Annotated in this window: 19 protein-coding genes and 2 tRNA genes; 12 read left to right on the top strand and 9 right to left on the bottom strand. The window is 60.9% G+C overall.

The annotated features are described in order from the left end of the window. Positions 1–36 precede the first annotated feature (36 nt). Positions 37–1,056 carry a DNA topoisomerase IB gene (locus ACQ4N9_RS00505; protein ID WP_390967588.1) on the top strand — a complete coding sequence of 340 codons (1,020 nt, stop codon included), beginning with the start codon at positions 37–39 and terminating at the stop codon, positions 1,054–1,056. Between the two features lie 251 nt (positions 1,057–1,307). Next, positions 1,308–1,505 (top strand): carbon storage regulator CsrA, encoded by a 198-nt coding sequence (gene csrA / locus ACQ4N9_RS00500; protein ID WP_110995367.1) that lies wholly within the window; start codon positions 1,308–1,310, stop codon positions 1,503–1,505. 71 nt (positions 1,506–1,576) lie between these two features. On the opposite strand, the gene ACQ4N9_RS00495 is transcribed toward csrA, so the two are convergent. From ACQ4N9_RS00495 to ACQ4N9_RS00480, 4 genes are all read right to left on the bottom strand, one after another. Then, positions 1,577–1,948, bottom strand: a complete 372-nt coding sequence (locus ACQ4N9_RS00495; protein ID WP_390967587.1) for a response regulator — start codon at positions 1,946–1,948, stop codon at positions 1,577–1,579. A 12-nt stretch (positions 1,949–1,960) separates the two neighbouring features. Then, positions 1,961–3,406 (bottom strand): ATPase domain-containing protein, encoded by a 1,446-nt coding sequence (locus tag ACQ4N9_RS00490; RefSeq protein ID WP_390967586.1) that lies wholly within the window; start codon positions 3,404–3,406, stop codon positions 1,961–1,963. 6 nt (positions 3,407–3,412) lie between these two features. Further along, the gene (locus tag ACQ4N9_RS00485) at positions 3,413–4,570 is read right to left on the bottom strand and encodes a two-component system sensor histidine kinase NtrB (protein WP_390967585.1); all 1,158 of its coding nucleotides are present in this window, start codon (positions 4,568–4,570) and stop codon (positions 3,413–3,415) included. A gap of 62 nt (positions 4,571–4,632) precedes the next feature. Continuing rightward, positions 4,633–4,941 carry a hypothetical protein gene (locus ACQ4N9_RS00480; protein WP_390967584.1) on the bottom strand — a complete coding sequence of 103 codons (309 nt, stop codon included), beginning with the start codon at positions 4,939–4,941 and terminating at the stop codon, positions 4,633–4,635. Between the two features lie 103 nt (positions 4,942–5,044). On the opposite strand from ACQ4N9_RS00480, the gene ACQ4N9_RS00475 reads away from it, so the two are divergent. The 3 genes from ACQ4N9_RS00475 (at position 5,045) to ACQ4N9_RS00465 (ending at position 5,953) form a co-directional block, all read left to right on the top strand. Beyond that, positions 5,045–5,257: a hypothetical protein gene (locus ACQ4N9_RS00475; protein ID WP_390967583.1), complete on the top strand. Its 213-nt coding sequence runs from the start codon at positions 5,045–5,047 to the stop codon at positions 5,255–5,257. Positions 5,258–5,349: 92 nt separating this feature from the next. Then, positions 5,350–5,434: transfer RNA gene (locus ACQ4N9_RS00470), tRNA-Leu, on the top strand. A gap of 105 nt (positions 5,435–5,539) precedes the next feature. Continuing rightward, complete coding sequence (locus ACQ4N9_RS00465; RefSeq protein ID WP_390967582.1) at positions 5,540–5,953, top strand: DoxX family protein; 414 nt, start codon at positions 5,540–5,542, stop codon at positions 5,951–5,953. 30 nt (positions 5,954–5,983) lie between these two features. On the opposite strand, the gene ACQ4N9_RS00460 is transcribed toward ACQ4N9_RS00465, so the two are convergent. Then, the gene (locus ACQ4N9_RS00460; RefSeq protein WP_110995372.1) at positions 5,984–6,172 is read right to left on the bottom strand and encodes a hypothetical protein; all 189 of its coding nucleotides are present in this window, start codon (positions 6,170–6,172) and stop codon (positions 5,984–5,986) included. Positions 6,173–6,398: 226 nt separating this feature from the next. Between ACQ4N9_RS00460 and ACQ4N9_RS00455 the strand changes: the two genes are divergently transcribed. Further along, positions 6,399–6,524 carry a hypothetical protein gene (locus tag ACQ4N9_RS00455; RefSeq protein ID WP_390967581.1) on the top strand — a complete coding sequence of 42 codons (126 nt, stop codon included), beginning with the start codon at positions 6,399–6,401 and terminating at the stop codon, positions 6,522–6,524. A 127-nt stretch (positions 6,525–6,651) separates the two neighbouring features. Here ACQ4N9_RS00455 and ACQ4N9_RS00450 read toward each other — a convergent pair whose 3' ends face one another. After that, positions 6,652–7,008 (bottom strand): VOC family protein, encoded by a 357-nt coding sequence (locus tag ACQ4N9_RS00450; protein ID WP_390967580.1) that lies wholly within the window; start codon positions 7,006–7,008, stop codon positions 6,652–6,654. A gap of 741 nt (positions 7,009–7,749) precedes the next feature. On the opposite strand from ACQ4N9_RS00450, the gene ACQ4N9_RS00445 reads away from it, so the two are divergent. Then, positions 7,750–8,151 (top strand): RDD family protein, encoded by a 402-nt coding sequence (locus ACQ4N9_RS00445; protein WP_390967579.1) that lies wholly within the window; start codon positions 7,750–7,752, stop codon positions 8,149–8,151. A gap of 129 nt (positions 8,152–8,280) precedes the next feature. After that, entirely contained in the window at positions 8,281–8,475 is a 195-nt protein-coding gene (locus ACQ4N9_RS00440; protein ID WP_125464569.1) for a hypothetical protein, read from the top strand. Between the two features lie 213 nt (positions 8,476–8,688). Here ACQ4N9_RS00440 and ACQ4N9_RS00435 read toward each other — a convergent pair. Both ACQ4N9_RS00435 and sohB read right to left on the bottom strand, forming a co-directional pair. Beyond that, positions 8,689–8,762, bottom strand: a tRNA-Cys gene (locus tag ACQ4N9_RS00435). 145 nt (positions 8,763–8,907) lie between these two features. Then, entirely contained in the window at positions 8,908–9,927 is a 1,020-nt protein-coding gene (sohB, locus tag ACQ4N9_RS00430; RefSeq protein ID WP_390967626.1) for a protease SohB, read from the bottom strand. 198 nt (positions 9,928–10,125) lie between these two features. Between sohB and ACQ4N9_RS00425 the strand changes: the two genes are divergently transcribed. From ACQ4N9_RS00425 to ACQ4N9_RS00410, 4 genes are all read left to right on the top strand, one after another. After that, positions 10,126–10,839, top strand: coding sequence for a histidine phosphatase family protein (locus ACQ4N9_RS00425; RefSeq protein WP_390967578.1), 714 nt, complete (start codon positions 10,126–10,128; stop codon positions 10,837–10,839). A gap of 54 nt (positions 10,840–10,893) precedes the next feature. Beyond that, positions 10,894–11,211, top strand: coding sequence for an SCP2 sterol-binding domain-containing protein (locus ACQ4N9_RS00420; RefSeq protein WP_390967577.1), 318 nt, complete (start codon positions 10,894–10,896; stop codon positions 11,209–11,211). 188 nt (positions 11,212–11,399) lie between these two features. After that, a complete protein-coding gene (locus tag ACQ4N9_RS00415) occupies positions 11,400–12,467 on the top strand; it encodes a phosphotransferase family protein (RefSeq protein ID WP_390967576.1) in 1,068 nt (355 codons plus the stop codon). Between the two features lie 33 nt (positions 12,468–12,500). Next, entirely contained in the window at positions 12,501–13,268 is a 768-nt protein-coding gene (locus tag ACQ4N9_RS00410) for an SDR family oxidoreductase (protein WP_125859149.1), read from the top strand. 3 nt (positions 13,269–13,271) lie between these two features. Here the strand turns inward: ACQ4N9_RS00410 and ACQ4N9_RS00405 are convergent, their stop codons facing one another. Then, positions 13,272–14,093 (bottom strand): class I SAM-dependent methyltransferase, encoded by an 822-nt coding sequence (locus tag ACQ4N9_RS00405; protein ID WP_390967575.1) that lies wholly within the window; start codon positions 14,091–14,093, stop codon positions 13,272–13,274. Between the last annotated feature and the right edge of the window lie 94 nt (positions 14,094–14,187).

Raw genomic sequence — 14,187 nt, 5'->3', positions numbered from 1 at the left:
GTCCATTGCTGCATGACCGCTCGATGGACTGCACCGATGCCCGACTGCCCCCTACCCGCCGCCCTGCACTATGTCGACGATAACCAGCCCGGGTTGAGCCGGCGCCGGCGAGGCGAGCGATTCCTCTACTTCGATGCCTTGGGCCGGCAGGTGCGCGATGCCGCGACCCTAGCGCGCATCGCGGCGCTGGTGATCCCGCCAGCCTATACCGAGGTGTGGATCTGCGCCGACCCGCTGGGCCATTTGCAGGCCACCGGCCGCGATGCCCGGGGGCGTAAACAGTACCGCTACCATCAGCAATGGCGCGAGCAGCGTGACCAGTACAAGTACGGCCGCCTGCTGGCCTTCGCCGAAGCCCTGCCCGCCTTGCGCAAGCGGCTGGACGAACACCTGGCTCGCCGTGGGATGGACCGGGAAAAAGTGATGGCGCTGGTGATCAGCCTGCTCGACGCGACGCTCATTCGCATCGGCAACCGGCAGTACCTGCGCGACAATCGCTCCTACGGGCTGACCACGCTGAACTGCCGTCACGTAAAGGTTCGGGGCAGCACCATCCGCTTTCAGTTCCGCGGCAAGCGCGGTGTCGAACACGACGTCACGCTGCAAGACCGACGCCTGGCGGCGCTGCTCAAGCGCTGCATGGAACTGCCTGGCCAGGCGCTGTTCCAGTACCTGGACGAAGGTGGGCAACGCCACAGCATCGGTTCGACCGAGGTGAACCAGTTCCTCCAGCAGTTGACCGGCGCCGACTTCACCGCCAAGGACTACCGCACCTGGGCCGGCAGCAGCCTGGCCCTGAGCCTGCTAAGGCCACTGGCCTGGGAGCCCGACAGCGAAGCCCGGCGCCAGGTGGCGGCAACCGTGCGCCAGGTGGCCAACCGCCTGGGCAATACGCCGGCCGTTTGCCGCCGCTGCTATATCCACCCTGCGCTGTTCGAGCATTTCCAGCTCGGGCGCCTGGCACAGCTGCCGCGGGCGCGCCGGCGCAAGGGCTTGGAGCCCGAGGAAGCGGCGCTACTGGTTTTTTTGCAGGCACTGGGCTCAAACGATTATTGAGCTTGGCTATTTCACTTATCAAACAAGGAAATTTCCCATATGACGTCAACCACCCTATCCTTGCCACCGAGCACCTTCGCTGATGGCCAGCATCATATGCCCACCAGCACCTGCAACTAGAGACAGGCATAAATTGTCTGACGGAGGAATTACTATCCGCCGAAAGCGTCTTTAATGGAAAGGAAGAGGGACAAAGCTCCCACCGTTGTGGTAAATGGCCCGGCGGTTTTTACATCACCAAGGAGAACTACATGCTGATACTCACCCGTAAGGTCGGCGAAAGCATCGTCATCAACGACGACATCAAAGTCACCATTCTGGGAGTCAAGGGGATGCAAGTGAGGATCGGCATCGATGCGCCGAAGGATGTCCAGGTGCACCGTGAAGAGATTTACAAACGCATCCAGGCAGGCAGCCCTGCCCCGGAGAAAGGCGACGAGAAACACTGATCACCCACGCATCAAGCCGCACGGACGCGTCTGATCGATTGCCCGCCCACGCGGGGCGCCCACCCTGAACCTCAGGTGCCCAGCAGTTCGCGCACCTTGGCGATCATTCTGTCCATGTCGAATGGCTTGTCGAACACCGCGGCGAACAGTTCGGGGCGGATCAGTTTTTTGTCGGCCTGCGCACCGCTCATGAGAATGACCGGCAGGTGCGGCAGGTCCAGCTCAGTGCGGATGGCCCGCACGAGTTCCACACCATTCATGACCGGCATCATGTAATCGGTGATCACCAATTCCACATGCCTGCCTTCATGCCCGCCTTTCAAGGCCTCCAAGGCTTTGCGCCCGTTGCTGGCCTTTTCCACCTGATAGCCTTCGTCCTCCAGGGCAAAACCGAGGATATCGGCAATCAGGTACTCGTCATCGACGATCAGGATGGTGTTCATGGCGTCATCCCGTCAGCGATCGCCCTGCGGGACCGCTGTGCCGCTGAGCACGCCGCTTGCGCCATCGAAAGCCCGCCCGAGGGTGATCCCCTGCGGCCCCAGGTGCAGCGCCTGCAGCGTTGGGTCGTGGTCGCTGTCGCGCACTTTGACGATCGACAGCACGCGGTGCAGCTTGGCATCGAGTTCGGCGAAGCGCATCAGCACAAGATTGTCGACGATACTCGACAGGTCCGGTGCCGGGGCGGTGATCTCGGCGCCGAAAATATCACGCATCTCCCACGTGAGCAGGACAGTCACCTCACGCGCGCGCAGCTCACCGGTCAGGGCACGGAAGAACGCGTTCAAGCGCCCTGGCTCCAGTGCCAGGCGCCCGAACGCGCCGAGGCTGTCGATTACCACGCGCCTGGCGCCCAGCGCTTGCACCTGCTCAAGCAAACGTGCGCCTACCTCATCCAGCAGCCCCTCAGTGGTGGGTTGCCAACTGAGTTGCACGACCCCGTCGCGCTCCTGCCCGGCGATGTCGAAGCCCAGTGCTTGAGCCTTGAGACGCAGGCGAGCGGGCGTCTCGTAGAACCCGAAGTGCAGCCCGGGTGCGTGCTCATCGGACGCTGCCAGAAACGCGATGCCCAAGGCACTTTTGCCGACCCCGGACGGCCCCATCAGCAGGCTCACGGAACCTTCAGCCAAACCGCCGCCGAGCATGCGATCCAGGTCGCTCACCCCGGTAGTGGCGCGGCTCAGCGCCTGCGCACCAGGCTGGCTGGGGTGGCTGTACAGTGATTCCAGCCGCGGGAAGACCTGCAACCCTGCCTCGCTGATCAGACATTCGTGGCGCCCCGACAACGCGGCGCTGCCACGGGTCTTGCGCAGTTGGACATGACGCACCGCCGTGCTGCCAACCATGTGCTCGCCCAGTTCGATGACGCCATCGACCATGGTGTGCTCGGGACTGCCCTCCTCCAGACGTGCGCTGGTCAGCAACAGGACAGTGCATCCGGCAAAAGCGGCATGCCCCTGCAATTCGGAAACGAACTTCTTGGTGTCGAGGCTGGTTTCCGCCCGTGAGCGGGCGTTGAGCAGGCCATCGACGATCAACAGACTGGCCTGCTGCCGGGCTATCTCCTGGCGCAGCAACCGCACCACGGCGTCGAGGCCATCCTGTTCAAGGGTGTCGAAGGCACTGACGAACTGAATGCTGTCGCCCACCAGCTTCTGATCGAAAAACGTCAGGGTCGACAGGTACTGGAACAACCGTTCATGGGACTCACTGAGCAACGTGGCCACCAGCACGCGCCCGCCTTCGCGGACATGGTTGCAAGCAAGCTGGTTGGCCAGGATGGTCTTGCCCGAGCCCGGATGCCCCTGAACGATATAGGACGCCCCCACCACCAGCCCGCCCTTGAGCAGGGCATCGAGGCCTTCAATGCCGGTGGCCAGTCGCTTGAGCTGTTCAACCATGATGTTTTACTCGCCTGTCTGCGGTTGGTCATTGGGGCATGCCGGCAGGTACAGGCTCATGCAGGTCCCCTTGCCGGGCTGGCTGGCAACGCGGATGGCGCCATTGCTCTGCCTGGCGAACCCATAGGCCTGGCTGAGCCCAAGACCGGTGCCTTTGCCGAAGGGTTTGGTGGTGAAAAACGGCTCGAAGATACGTGGCAACACCTGCGGATCGATACCTTCGCCGTCGTCCCGCACGTCGAAACGCAGGTAGCGGCCTTGCAAGCCCTCCACTTCACCGGCCAGCTCCACACTATCGACCACCAGGTCAATCCGTCCCGCCGTGCCGATCGCATCCCGGGCATTGAACATCATGTTCAGCAGCACCATCTGCAACTGCCCGGCATCCACTTCGATCGCAGGCAGCCCTGCCTGGATCTGCTCGACCAGTTCGATGTCGGGAGGCAACGCGTGTTCCGCCAGCGCGCGAATGGACCCGGCCACCTCGGCAGGCGAAATCCGTGCGACGCTCAGTTGCCGATAGCGGGCAAAGCTGAGCAGTTGTTGGGTCAACTGGGTGCCCCGCTGCCCGGCATCGAGAATGTGCTCGAGCATACGCCGGGTGCGGACGGGGTCCTGGCTTTTGATGGCCAGGCGGGCCGAGTTGAGGATGATGGTCAGCAGGTTGTTGAAGTCATGGGCCAAGCCGCCGGTCAGTTGGCCGAGGGCCTCGAGCTTCTGTGCCTGGAACAGCTGGGCGCGCATGGCGTCCAGTTGCAGCGCGGAGTCCCGGCGATCAGTGATGTCGCGCGTGACCTTGGCCAGGCCGATGATCTGGCCCTGCTCGTCGCGAATGACGTCCAGCGCGGCCAGGGCCCAGAATTGCGTGCCATCCTTGCGTACACGCCAGCCCTCATCCTGTGCCACGCCCTGCTCCAGGGCCTGGCGCAACAGACGTTCGGGCCGGCCCTCGGCGCAATCTTCGGCGGTGAAGAACAGGGAGAAATGCTTGCCTATGACCTCGTCGGCGCGATAGCCCTTGATCCGTTGGGCACCGGCGTTCCACGACACCACATGGCCATCTGGGTCGAGCATGTAGATGGCATAGTCCACCACCGCCTGAACCAGCTGTTCATAGCGCGCTTCGGGCATCACTGACTGGGCGGGCCGGTCCGTTGCTGGCATGCGAACTCCCCAAGCACCGCGATAAGGACATACTGAGCGTAGTCAAAAGTCCTGCAAGCACCCTACCCCATGCGACGACCGTCAACTTCAGGCTCACGCATCGTCGGCACCAGCCTGCGTGGCATAGCCACTTTGAGCAGCCACAGGCCGACCAGCAGAATCACCGCGCCGCCGCCCAAGGCCATGAGCCGTTGAGACGCTGAATGCAATTCATCCAGGCCAAGCACCACAAGATAGCTACCCAACCCCATCAGGCCGACGAAGAGGAAGGCTGCCAGCAGGCAAACCAGCAACAACAACACACGCCAAAATAGCTTCGGGCGCACAACACGCCCTGCTGCGCTGGCCTGGCCTGAGGAAAACGGGGGCATCACGGCTTACTCACTTGGATCCAATGGCGCAAAGGTGGCGTAATGACAGCCTGCTGTCAATTGGCCTATAGTGGCACCTCGCTTACCTGCAAGGACGCACCACATGCCCTCGAATCAACGCCTGCAACTTCTTCAGGACGATCTGCTGCACACTGCTGCCGAACTCGAGACACTGTGCCAGGCACTCGATGGGCACGCCCTGTATCTGCGTCATTCAATCCATAAGACAGATGCTCGGACCATGGACAACCATGTCCACGACTTGCGCGATTCTGCCTGTGAACTGCGCGATATTGCCCACACCCTCACGCCCTGAACCTGCAGGCTGGTTGACGCTTCTATAACAATGGGTTATAAAGCGCGCTTGATTGCCAAGGCCATCTATTAATGAGGCGCGGCGATCACAGTGCGAGTGTGGTGGAATTGGTATACACAGCAGACTTAAAATCTGTCGGCGTGAGCCTTGCGGGTTCGAGTCCCGCCACTCGCACCATCTGTTTTCGATGAAGGCGCCCTTGCGGCGCCTTTTTCATGCCCAGCGGAATTCCGCCTGGCAGCTGCTAGAGTGGAAACTGTCCCCGTCCATCGGAGCGCCGCCATGCGCTATGCACTGCTCGAAGGCCAACGCGACTTCATTCTGCTGCTTGCCCGAATCTTCCTGATGATCCTGTTCGTACTCGCGGGCTGGGGCAAGCTGACCGGCTTCGAGGGCACGGTCGGCTACATGACCTCCCTCGGCGCACCGGCCCCGATGCTGGCTGCCGGGGTGGCGGTGATCATGGAGTTCCTGGTTGGCATCCTGCTGATCCTCGGCTTCTATACCCGGCCACTGGCGCTGCTGTTCGCCCTGTTCGTGCTGGGCACCGCGCTGCTCGGCCACCCGTTCTGGAACATGGTCGACCCTGAACGCAGCGCAAACATGACTCAGTTCCTGAAAAACCTGAGCATCGTTGGCGGCCTGCTGGCACTGGCCGTCAGCGGCCCCGGGCGCTTTTCGCTCGACCGCCGCTGACCGCCGGATCACTACGCGATTGCTGCGACGTCAATCGTCGCAGTCATCGTGCCAGGCCGGGTGATCCTCCTCGTCATCGAAATCATCCTGCAGCTCCTCGTCTTCCTCGACTTCATCCAGCGCCCCCTGCGCATCCGCCTCAGGGTCGAAGCTGTCGTGAAATTCGTGGTCAAGCAGATGGTCGTGCTCGGGCTCCGGCAAATCGTCTTCTTCGTACATCACACACTCCACACACTACAGGCCGCCTGTATAGGCGCTTCGGCGCCAGCGGTCAATGCAGCGGGTAGTTAACCCTGACTTAACCGACCAGGCGCAACCTCAAGGCTCTCCCTTCAAGCACGTTCCAGCCCGCCAGCCCCGGCGGGCTTTTTTTGCCTGAGCCCAGCCATGTTGATGCGCTTGGCCACTTCCGACGACTACCGCAGAACAGGACGAAAGTAGAGTCGTGGCCATCGGCGCAGCATTGCATGGCCTCGCCATCGAAGAAAAGAGCCGCGCCGACGCAATAGACCCGAAGCGCTACGCAATAGAAAGACGCATGATTGATGAAAAATTCAGTAACGATTATTGAAACCTGACCTGCAGGGCCTTCACAAAATTCTGACATCTGTGACGGCAGACTGGCCTTGCTTCGATACGTTCTGTTTAACCCGCCTAGATGGCGGGTTTTCTTTTATTCGCTGTTTCGCCTGGTCGCTTCAATCCACAGAAGTCCAGACCGCGAGTTCGTAACCATCCGGATCGATGAAGTGGAACCTCTTGCCGCCCGGAAATGCGAACACAGCCCTGCTGATCTTTGCCCCTGCAGCCTCAAGCCGATGTTGCGTCTCGGCCAGATCATCCGCATACAGGATCACCAGCGGGCCACCAGGCCTGACGGGCTCACCCGTGGTGAAACCGCCGGTCAATCGCCCATCCGTAAACTCGGTATAGGTCGGGCCGTAGTCCACGAACTGCCAGTTGAAAACCGTACCGTAGAACGCTTTGCTGCGGTCAATATCGCTGACATTGAATTCGATATTGTCGATCTGATGATCCTTGCCTCTGGTTGCCATGTATCACCTCCTTGTTAATGGCGGGAATCTATCACAACCGGGGGCGCACTTCGGGCCAGGGCACCACAGACTTGCCAGAATCCAGCCTATCGTAGATTACCCGGAACGCTTGCTGGCAGGTCTGTACATGAAGCTACTGAGAAAGATGATACACGCCGGCCCCACCAGGAAACTCAAGCTGGTTCCCGGGCTGAGCATCGGTACCACAATCACTAGTGCGTACGTGCCTATTCCCGTCCAGAGCCGCCGACGGGGCGTGAACCAGGCTCTAAACTTTCCCAATCTTTTGCCCATTGCCACATTCCCTATTTGGTAGGCCAAGGTATTCAGTTCCAAAACAAAACTGAAACGGCGCGACTGCAATTACCGCAAGGCACGATTCCTGGGCCGTTTCCAATTTCCGGGCACCCTTCTTGTTGATGAGGGCAATCTACCTTTGCAGCGCCACAGCACAAGAATCTCGCGACTCAAGGATAAACGTCAGCCAGCCGCTGCCGATACAGCAAGACCCACCTCAACACGTGCATGCTCGAAATGCCTCACTCATGACGAACGCCCAAGCCAGGTCCTGCGTCACTCATTTTTACCAGTGTACTTCGCGACTGTAGCGCGCCGTTGCTACGAACGGATCTACGAGCGCAATTTCAAGTAACCCCAAGCCGGTTAACTCCTGGGCCCCGCTCATTCGCTATCTACCACAACACGGAGCACCTGATGGAAGTCTCAAGGACGTCCCTTCTGATGAAACGCATAGGGGCGTACATCATCGACTACGGAACAATTGTTCTTCTCGGCCTGTGGCTCACCCAGCAAGAACGTCTGTTGTTCGCAGGGCTTGAACTGGTCTTTGTCTACCTATTCCTGTATCCGCTATGGGAATGGCTTCTTAAAGGCAGGACACCGGGGAAGCTTGTATTTGGGTTGACCGTCATCAACGGAGCAGGCGACCCACCTACGCTTGTACAAGCCCTGATTCGAGGATTCACCAGACACATCGAGGCTCCGCTAGGGATCATAACGATCTTCATCTATGCGCAGTCCGCACGATGCCAACGAGTCGGCGACATGCTCTCCAGAACCTATGTCATACCGACCAAGGATCTAGCTCTGCTCCGCGCAACGATGCAGGCATCTACCCTTTGACATGGCATGCAACCCAAGCCCGGCCCAGCGCCGGGCTTTTCGTTCGTCGCTTGCCGACAACCGCCCCAAGCATCACTCCCATTTGGTCTACCCTTACCCCTTCCAATCACTCACGCGAAGGGTGCCGAGATGCCCGAGAATGAGAAGCGGAGGTTTGCCGAGGCGCTGGAGCACTGGGCGGAGGCTGTTGATGCGATCCGCGCCCGAGAACGCGCCGAGGCCATTGCCTGGGTTGAGGAGCTGAAGAAGGCGCATCTCACCCGGGCATTTCATGCCAGTGACCTGGGCAGGCACCACGCCTGGAAGCATCGCGGTGAGGGGTGAGCGCCAGATCAAAAGCCCTGTACGGGGCTGGGCGAATGACTTAGGGCACTCGAAAGAAGGAATCAGCGAGCGGGTTTACCGCCGTGTCGACGCCGTCAGCCCCACCAAGTAATGCGCTGATGCGGAAATGATGCCTAATTATGCGGAAATGATCGGCTTTTTCGACCCACAAAGAAAAACCCCGCAGACGTTAATCTGCGGGGCTTTCGAATATGGAGGCCGAGGTCGGAATCGAACCGGCGTAGACGGATTTGCAATCCGGAGCATAACCACTTTGCTACTCGGCCTCAAAGTCGGAGTCAGCTTTCGCTATCTCCTTGAAACCGCTGGGCTTTTTCAAGTTCAGCTGCGTTTCGATGGAGGCCATTATGTCGGCAATCGATTGACCTTGCAACCCCCTTCAAGAAAAAAATCTTCAAGGTGTTCAAGGTGTTAGCGAAGGCGCCCAAGTTTGCTCCACAGCCCTACCAGCGTGTTCTCCATCGCGCCACTGGCAGCCACGCCAATACGCTCCTGCAGGCTCTTGCGCTCGGCAAAACGCAAGTGGAATACATTGGCCTCGCGGGCGCTGCGGCTCAGGTACTCGTCACTGGTGCCAAGCTCATCGACCAGTCGGCGGTTGAGAGCGGCAATGCCCAGCCAGACTTCGCCGGTCGCCACCTCATCGATGTGCAATTGCGGACGGTAGCGGGCAACGAAATCCTTGAACAGCTGATGGGTGATGTCGAGGTCTTCCTGGAACTTCTCCCGGCCCTTTTCGGTGTTCTCACCGAACACCGTCAGGGTGCGCTTGTATTCACCAGCCGTGAGCACCTCGAAATCAATATCGTGCTTCTTCAGCAAGCGGTTGATATTGGGCAATTGCGCCACCACGCCGATCGAACCGAGCACGGCGAAGGGTGCGCTGACGATCTTCTCGCCGATGCAGGCCATCATGTAGCCGCCGCTGGCGGCGACCTTGTCGATGCAGATGGTCAAGGGAATGCCGGCTTCACGAATGCGCGCCAGCTGCGAAGCTGCCAGGCCGTAGCTGTGCACCAGGCCGCCGCCGCTTTCCAGGCGTAGCACCACTTCGTCACTTGGTGTGGCCAAGGTCAGCAGCGCGGTAATCTCGTTGCGCAGGCTTTCGGTGGCCGAGGCCTTGATGTCGCCATCAAAGTCGAGAACGAATACCCGGCGTTTCTGCTCGGGCTTTTTCTTCTTCTGTTGCTTCTCGTCCTTCGCCTGTTGCTTGCGCAGCGCCTTGAGTTCGCCTTTGTCGAGCAGGCCCGACTCCAGGCGCTCACGTAGCTCTTTATAGAATTCGTTGAGGCGGGTGACCTGCAATTGCCCACCCGGCTTGCGCCGCCCCTTGCCGCGCAGACCGGCGATGGCCGACAACACCATCAGGATGGCGATCACCAGCGTTGCGGTTTTGGCGAGAAAGCTTGCGTATTCGGCAAGAAACTCCACGTTGACTCCTTGATAGACCAGCGCCAGACAGGCACGAAATGCTTGCAGCATACCGGGCTGCCTGGGCTGCTGCCAGCCGTCGACAACGCCGGCAACACAGTTCAAACGACCTTTTCAAACGCTTGTATGTTTTTTCGTTGACAGCCTTGGCAGGGCATCCTAACCTCGCTGCAACCTCCAACCGGGCCGGACAACTTCGTGGGCAACCTCTACCTGATCCGACATGGCCAAGCCTCTTTCGGTGCCGCCGACTACGACGTCCTCTCGGCCGTAGGCGAGCGTCAGAGCCTGGCGCTGGGCAAGCACCTCGGCCAACTCGGGCTGCGCCTGGATCGTTGCGTCGCCGGCAGCCTGCGCCGCCAACAGGATACCGCTCGCCTGGCACTGCAAGCCTTGCACGCCAACGGCAGCCTGGTCCCTGCCATCGAGACCGACCCGGCCTTCAACGAATTCGATGCCGACGGGGTGATCCGCGCCCTGCTCCCTGGCCTGCTGGCCGATGAGCCCGAAGCGCTGCACGTACTGCGCAACGGTGCGCAGAACCGCAGTGAGTTCCAGCGCCTGTTCGCCTTGATGGTAGAGCGCTGGCACGCGGGCGAGCATGCCCACGACGACAACCTGGAAACCTGGCAGGCCTTCACTGGCCGGGTGGGTGACGGGCTGCAGCGGTTGCTCGACAGCGCTGCCAACGGTGAAAACATCGCCCTGTTCACCTCGGGTGGCACCATTGCCGCCCTGCTCCACCTGACTTGCGCAATCACACCGGCTCAGGCGTTCGCCCTGAACTGGCAAATCATCAACACGTCGCTCAGCCACCTGAAGTTCCGTGGCCGTGACGTGGCACTGGCCTCCTTCAACAGCCAAGCCCACGTGCAGCTGCTGAGGGCGCCGGAGCTCATCACCTACCGATGAACCCGGCCTGTTTTGTCCCTGCGGACTTGAATATCACTTAATAAGGAAAACACCATGAGCGATGTAGCAAAAGCCGTCGAGGCAATGAAAGCGAAATTCAACCCCGCCGCTGCTGAAGGCCTGGACCTGGTGTTCGGCTTCAACATCACCGACGAAGACAAGCACTACGCGCTGCTCGTCAAGGATGGCACCTGCGAGATCCAGGAAGGCGAAAACGCCGACGCCAACTGCACCCTGGTGCTGGACAGCGAGACCCTCAAGGGCATCGTCAGCGGTGACACCGATGGCATGCAGGCCTTCATGGGCGGCAAGCTGCGCGTCGAAGGCGACATGATGCTGTCGATGAAGCTCAGCGAGCTGTTCCCGGCCTGATCGGCAGCGCGAACTGCGAATGAAAAAACCGAAGCGCCTTGCGCTTCGGTTTTTTTTTGCCTGCCCAGCATCAGGGCCATTGATCGCCCGGCAACACCCCGACCAATAAGCGTCTGGCACGCTTGTACCAACAACCATGGGAAATTAGATTAGCCAATAGTCCTTGCTATTGATCATAAGGAAGTCGCATGACGATCACCGATCAGTCCACCCAGGTCCGCCCCGGCGAAGAACTCGATGCCGCCGTCATCGATCCCTTTCTGAAGGATCACATTCCCGGCCTTGAAGGCCTGCCGACCATCAGCCAGTTCCCTGGTGGCGCCTCCAACCTCACCTACCTGCTGACCTACCCGCAGCGGGAGTTCGTGCTGCGCCGCCCGCCGTTCGGGCACAAGGCCAAATCGGCCCATGACATGGGCCGCGAGTTCCGCATCCTCAACCGGCTCAACGAAGGCTTCCCTTACTGCCCCAAAGCCTATGTGCACTGCACCGACGAATCGCTGATCGGCGGTGAGTTCTATGTGATGGAGCGGGTCAACGGCATCATCCTGCGCTCGGATATCCCGACCGAACTGAACCTTGACTCTGCCCGCACCGAAGCCCTGTGCAAGAGCTTCATCGACCGTTTGGTCGAACTGCACCAAGTGGACTACAACGCCTGCGGGCTAGCCGACCTGGGCAAGCCGGAAGGCTATGTACAACGCCAGATCGAAGGCTGGGCCAGCCGCTATGAAAAAGCCCTGACGCCCGATGCGCCGCGCTGGGAGCAAGTCATTGCCTGGCTGCGCGAAAAAATGCCGGCCGACCACCCGCGCCCAGGCATCGTGCACAACGATTACCGCTTCGACAACGTCATCCTCGACAGCAACAACCCCATGCGCATCATCGGCGTGCTGGACTGGGAGATGGCCACCATTGGCGACCCACTGATGGACCTGGGCAACAGCCTGGCCTACTGGATCGAGGCCAGCGACCCGGCACCGGTGCAACTGATGCGCCGCCAGCCCAGCAACGCACCGGGCATGCTGACCCGCCAACAGTTCGTCGACTACTACGCCGAGCGCGCAGGTATCACGCTCGACAACTTCGACTTCTATTACTGCTATGGCCTGTTCCGCCTGGCCGGCATCGTGCAGCAGATCTACTACCGCTTCTTCCACGGCCAGACCCAGGACAAACGCTTCGCCCAGTTCATCCACATGAACCGCCTGCTGGAGCACATGAGCCTGCAACTGATCGACAAATCCCGCCTGTAAACCCGGCAGCGACAGACAACAAGGAATACAAGCATGTCCAAGACCCAGCTGTTCGACCTCGATGGCAAGATCGCCTTCGTCTCCGGCGCCAGCCGCGGCATCGGTGAAGCCATCGCCCACCTGCTGGCCCAACAGGGCGCCCATGTGATCGTCTCCAGCCGCAAGCTCGACGGCTGCCAGCAGGTGGCTGAGGCGATCATTGCCGCTGGCGGCAAGGCCACCGCGGTGGCCTGCCACATTGGCGAGATGGAGCAGATCCAACAGGTGTTCGCCGGGATCCGCGAACAGTTCGGCCGCCTCGATATCCTGGTCAACAACGCCGCCACCAACCCACAGTTCTGCAATGTGCTGGACACCGATCTGGGCGCCTTCCAGAAGACCGTCGACGTGAACATCCGCGGTTACTTCTTCATGTCGGTAGAGGCCGGCAAGCTGATGCGCGAGCACGGCGGCGGCAGCATCATCAACGTGGCCTCGATCAACGGCGTGTCGCCCGGCCTGTTCCAGGGTATCTACTCGGTGACCAAGGCGGCGGTGATCAACATGACCAAGGTGTTCGCCAAGGAGTGCGCACCTTTCGGTATCCGCTGCAACGCCCTGCTGCCGGGCCTCACCGACACCAAGTTCGCCTCGGCACTGGTAAAGAACGACAGCATCCTCAACGCCGCCCTGCAACACATCCCGCTCAAGCGCGTGGCCGACCCGAGCGAAATGGCCGGCGCCGTGCTGTACCTGGCAAGCAGCGCGTCCAGCTACACCACCGGCACCGCACTCAATGTCGATGGCGGTTACCTGTCCTGAGGCTCAGCCCTTGAGCGCCTGCAGCGTGTAGCTCAGCGGCAGGCGCCAGGGGGCTTCGATCAGGCGCCACTCACCGTCGGCGCCCCTTTCCATCTGCCCCGGCAACGCCTCCCAGGGGATGCTCTGGTGCTCCTCAAGGGCGGTCAGCCGCAGGCCATTGCCCAGCAGTGCGCTGATCACCTCGCCCAGCCCGTGGTTCCACTCGTGGGTCTCGGTCTGGGCCAGCGCCTGGTCGGTGTCCACGTAGGTCTGGTCGCTGTGCCACACCGTGGGCGCTTCACGCTCGAAATACGGGTAGTCCAGTTGCAGCCGGTCCTGATGGTCCTCGTTGACGGCCATCAGCATCGGATGGCCATCGCGCAGGAACAGGCGTCCGCCCGGCTTGAGCAAGGCCGCCACCGTGCGCGCCCAGCGCTCGATATCAGGCAACCAGCACAAGGCGCCGATGCCGGTGTAGACCAGATCGAAGCTACCTGCCGGCAGCACCTGCTCGGCACGATAAACGTCCGCCTGCACATACTCGATGCTCGCGCCACAGCGCCCGGCCAAACTGCGCGCCTGCGCCAGCGACGCCGCCGAGAAATCCAGGCCCCAGGCCTGGGCACCCAGCCGAGCCAGCGACAGGGTATCGGTACCGATATGGCATTGCAGGTGCACCGCGCGCAAACCGCGAAGCTCGCCCAGCCTCGGCAGGTCGAAACGCACAACCTCGGACAGGTGCCCGGGGTCGCGGACGAATGTCTCGACTTCATAATCCTTCGAGGCCGCGTGCAGCGGCGCGCGCTCATCCCAACTGGCGCGATTGAGTTCCAGTGATCGGCTCATGCGGTAGTACATCCCTGTCCTGATGGAGTCAGCTGCCACGTTAACCGCCCCTGCGCCGCCGCGGCAACACCCGTCAACCTGAGGTTGACAGCTC

It is taken from the genome of Pseudomonas sp. ES1 (genome assembly GCF_050586605.1).
GTDB lineage: Bacteria > Pseudomonadota > Gammaproteobacteria > Pseudomonadales > Pseudomonadaceae > Aquipseudomonas > Aquipseudomonas sichuanensis.
The sequence above is the reverse complement of the archived record's forward strand: the minus strand, read 5'-3'. Positions and strand labels throughout refer to the sequence as shown.

Excerpts from the sequence above, each read along its gene's own strand:
- ACQ4N9_RS00505 (WP_390967588.1), top strand. The coding sequence starts at position 37 with ATGCCCGACTGCCCCCTACCCGCCGCCCTGCACTATGTCGACGATAAC.
- csrA (WP_110995367.1), top strand. The coding sequence starts at position 1,308 with ATGCTGATACTCACCCGTAAGGTCGGCGAAAGCATCGTCATCAACGAC.
- ACQ4N9_RS00495 (WP_390967587.1), bottom strand. The coding sequence starts at position 1,948 with ATGAACACCATCCTGATCGTCGATGACGAGTACCTGATTGCCGATATC.
- ACQ4N9_RS00490 (WP_390967586.1), bottom strand. The coding sequence starts at position 3,406 with ATGGTTGAACAGCTCAAGCGACTGGCCACCGGCATTGAAGGCCTCGAT.
- ACQ4N9_RS00485 (WP_390967585.1), bottom strand. The coding sequence starts at position 4,570 with ATGCCAGCAACGGACCGGCCCGCCCAGTCAGTGATGCCCGAAGCGCGC.
- ACQ4N9_RS00480 (WP_390967584.1), bottom strand. The coding sequence starts at position 4,941 with ATGCCCCCGTTTTCCTCAGGCCAGGCCAGCGCAGCAGGGCGTGTTGTG.
- ACQ4N9_RS00475 (WP_390967583.1), top strand. The coding sequence starts at position 5,045 with ATGCCCTCGAATCAACGCCTGCAACTTCTTCAGGACGATCTGCTGCAC.
- ACQ4N9_RS00465 (WP_390967582.1), top strand. The coding sequence starts at position 5,540 with ATGCGCTATGCACTGCTCGAAGGCCAACGCGACTTCATTCTGCTGCTT.
- ACQ4N9_RS00460 (WP_110995372.1), bottom strand. The coding sequence starts at position 6,172 with ATGTACGAAGAAGACGATTTGCCGGAGCCCGAGCACGACCATCTGCTT.
- ACQ4N9_RS00450 (WP_390967580.1), bottom strand. The coding sequence starts at position 7,008 with ATGGCAACCAGAGGCAAGGATCATCAGATCGACAATATCGAATTCAAT.
- ACQ4N9_RS00445 (WP_390967579.1), top strand. The coding sequence starts at position 7,750 with ATGAAACGCATAGGGGCGTACATCATCGACTACGGAACAATTGTTCTT.
- ACQ4N9_RS00440 (WP_125464569.1), top strand. The coding sequence starts at position 8,281 with ATGCCCGAGAATGAGAAGCGGAGGTTTGCCGAGGCGCTGGAGCACTGG.
- ACQ4N9_RS00420 (WP_390967577.1), top strand. The coding sequence starts at position 10,894 with ATGAGCGATGTAGCAAAAGCCGTCGAGGCAATGAAAGCGAAATTCAAC.
- ACQ4N9_RS00415 (WP_390967576.1), top strand. The coding sequence starts at position 11,400 with ATGACGATCACCGATCAGTCCACCCAGGTCCGCCCCGGCGAAGAACTC.
- ACQ4N9_RS00410 (WP_125859149.1), top strand. The coding sequence starts at position 12,501 with ATGTCCAAGACCCAGCTGTTCGACCTCGATGGCAAGATCGCCTTCGTC.
- ACQ4N9_RS00405 (WP_390967575.1), bottom strand. The coding sequence starts at position 14,093 with ATGAGCCGATCACTGGAACTCAATCGCGCCAGTTGGGATGAGCGCGCG.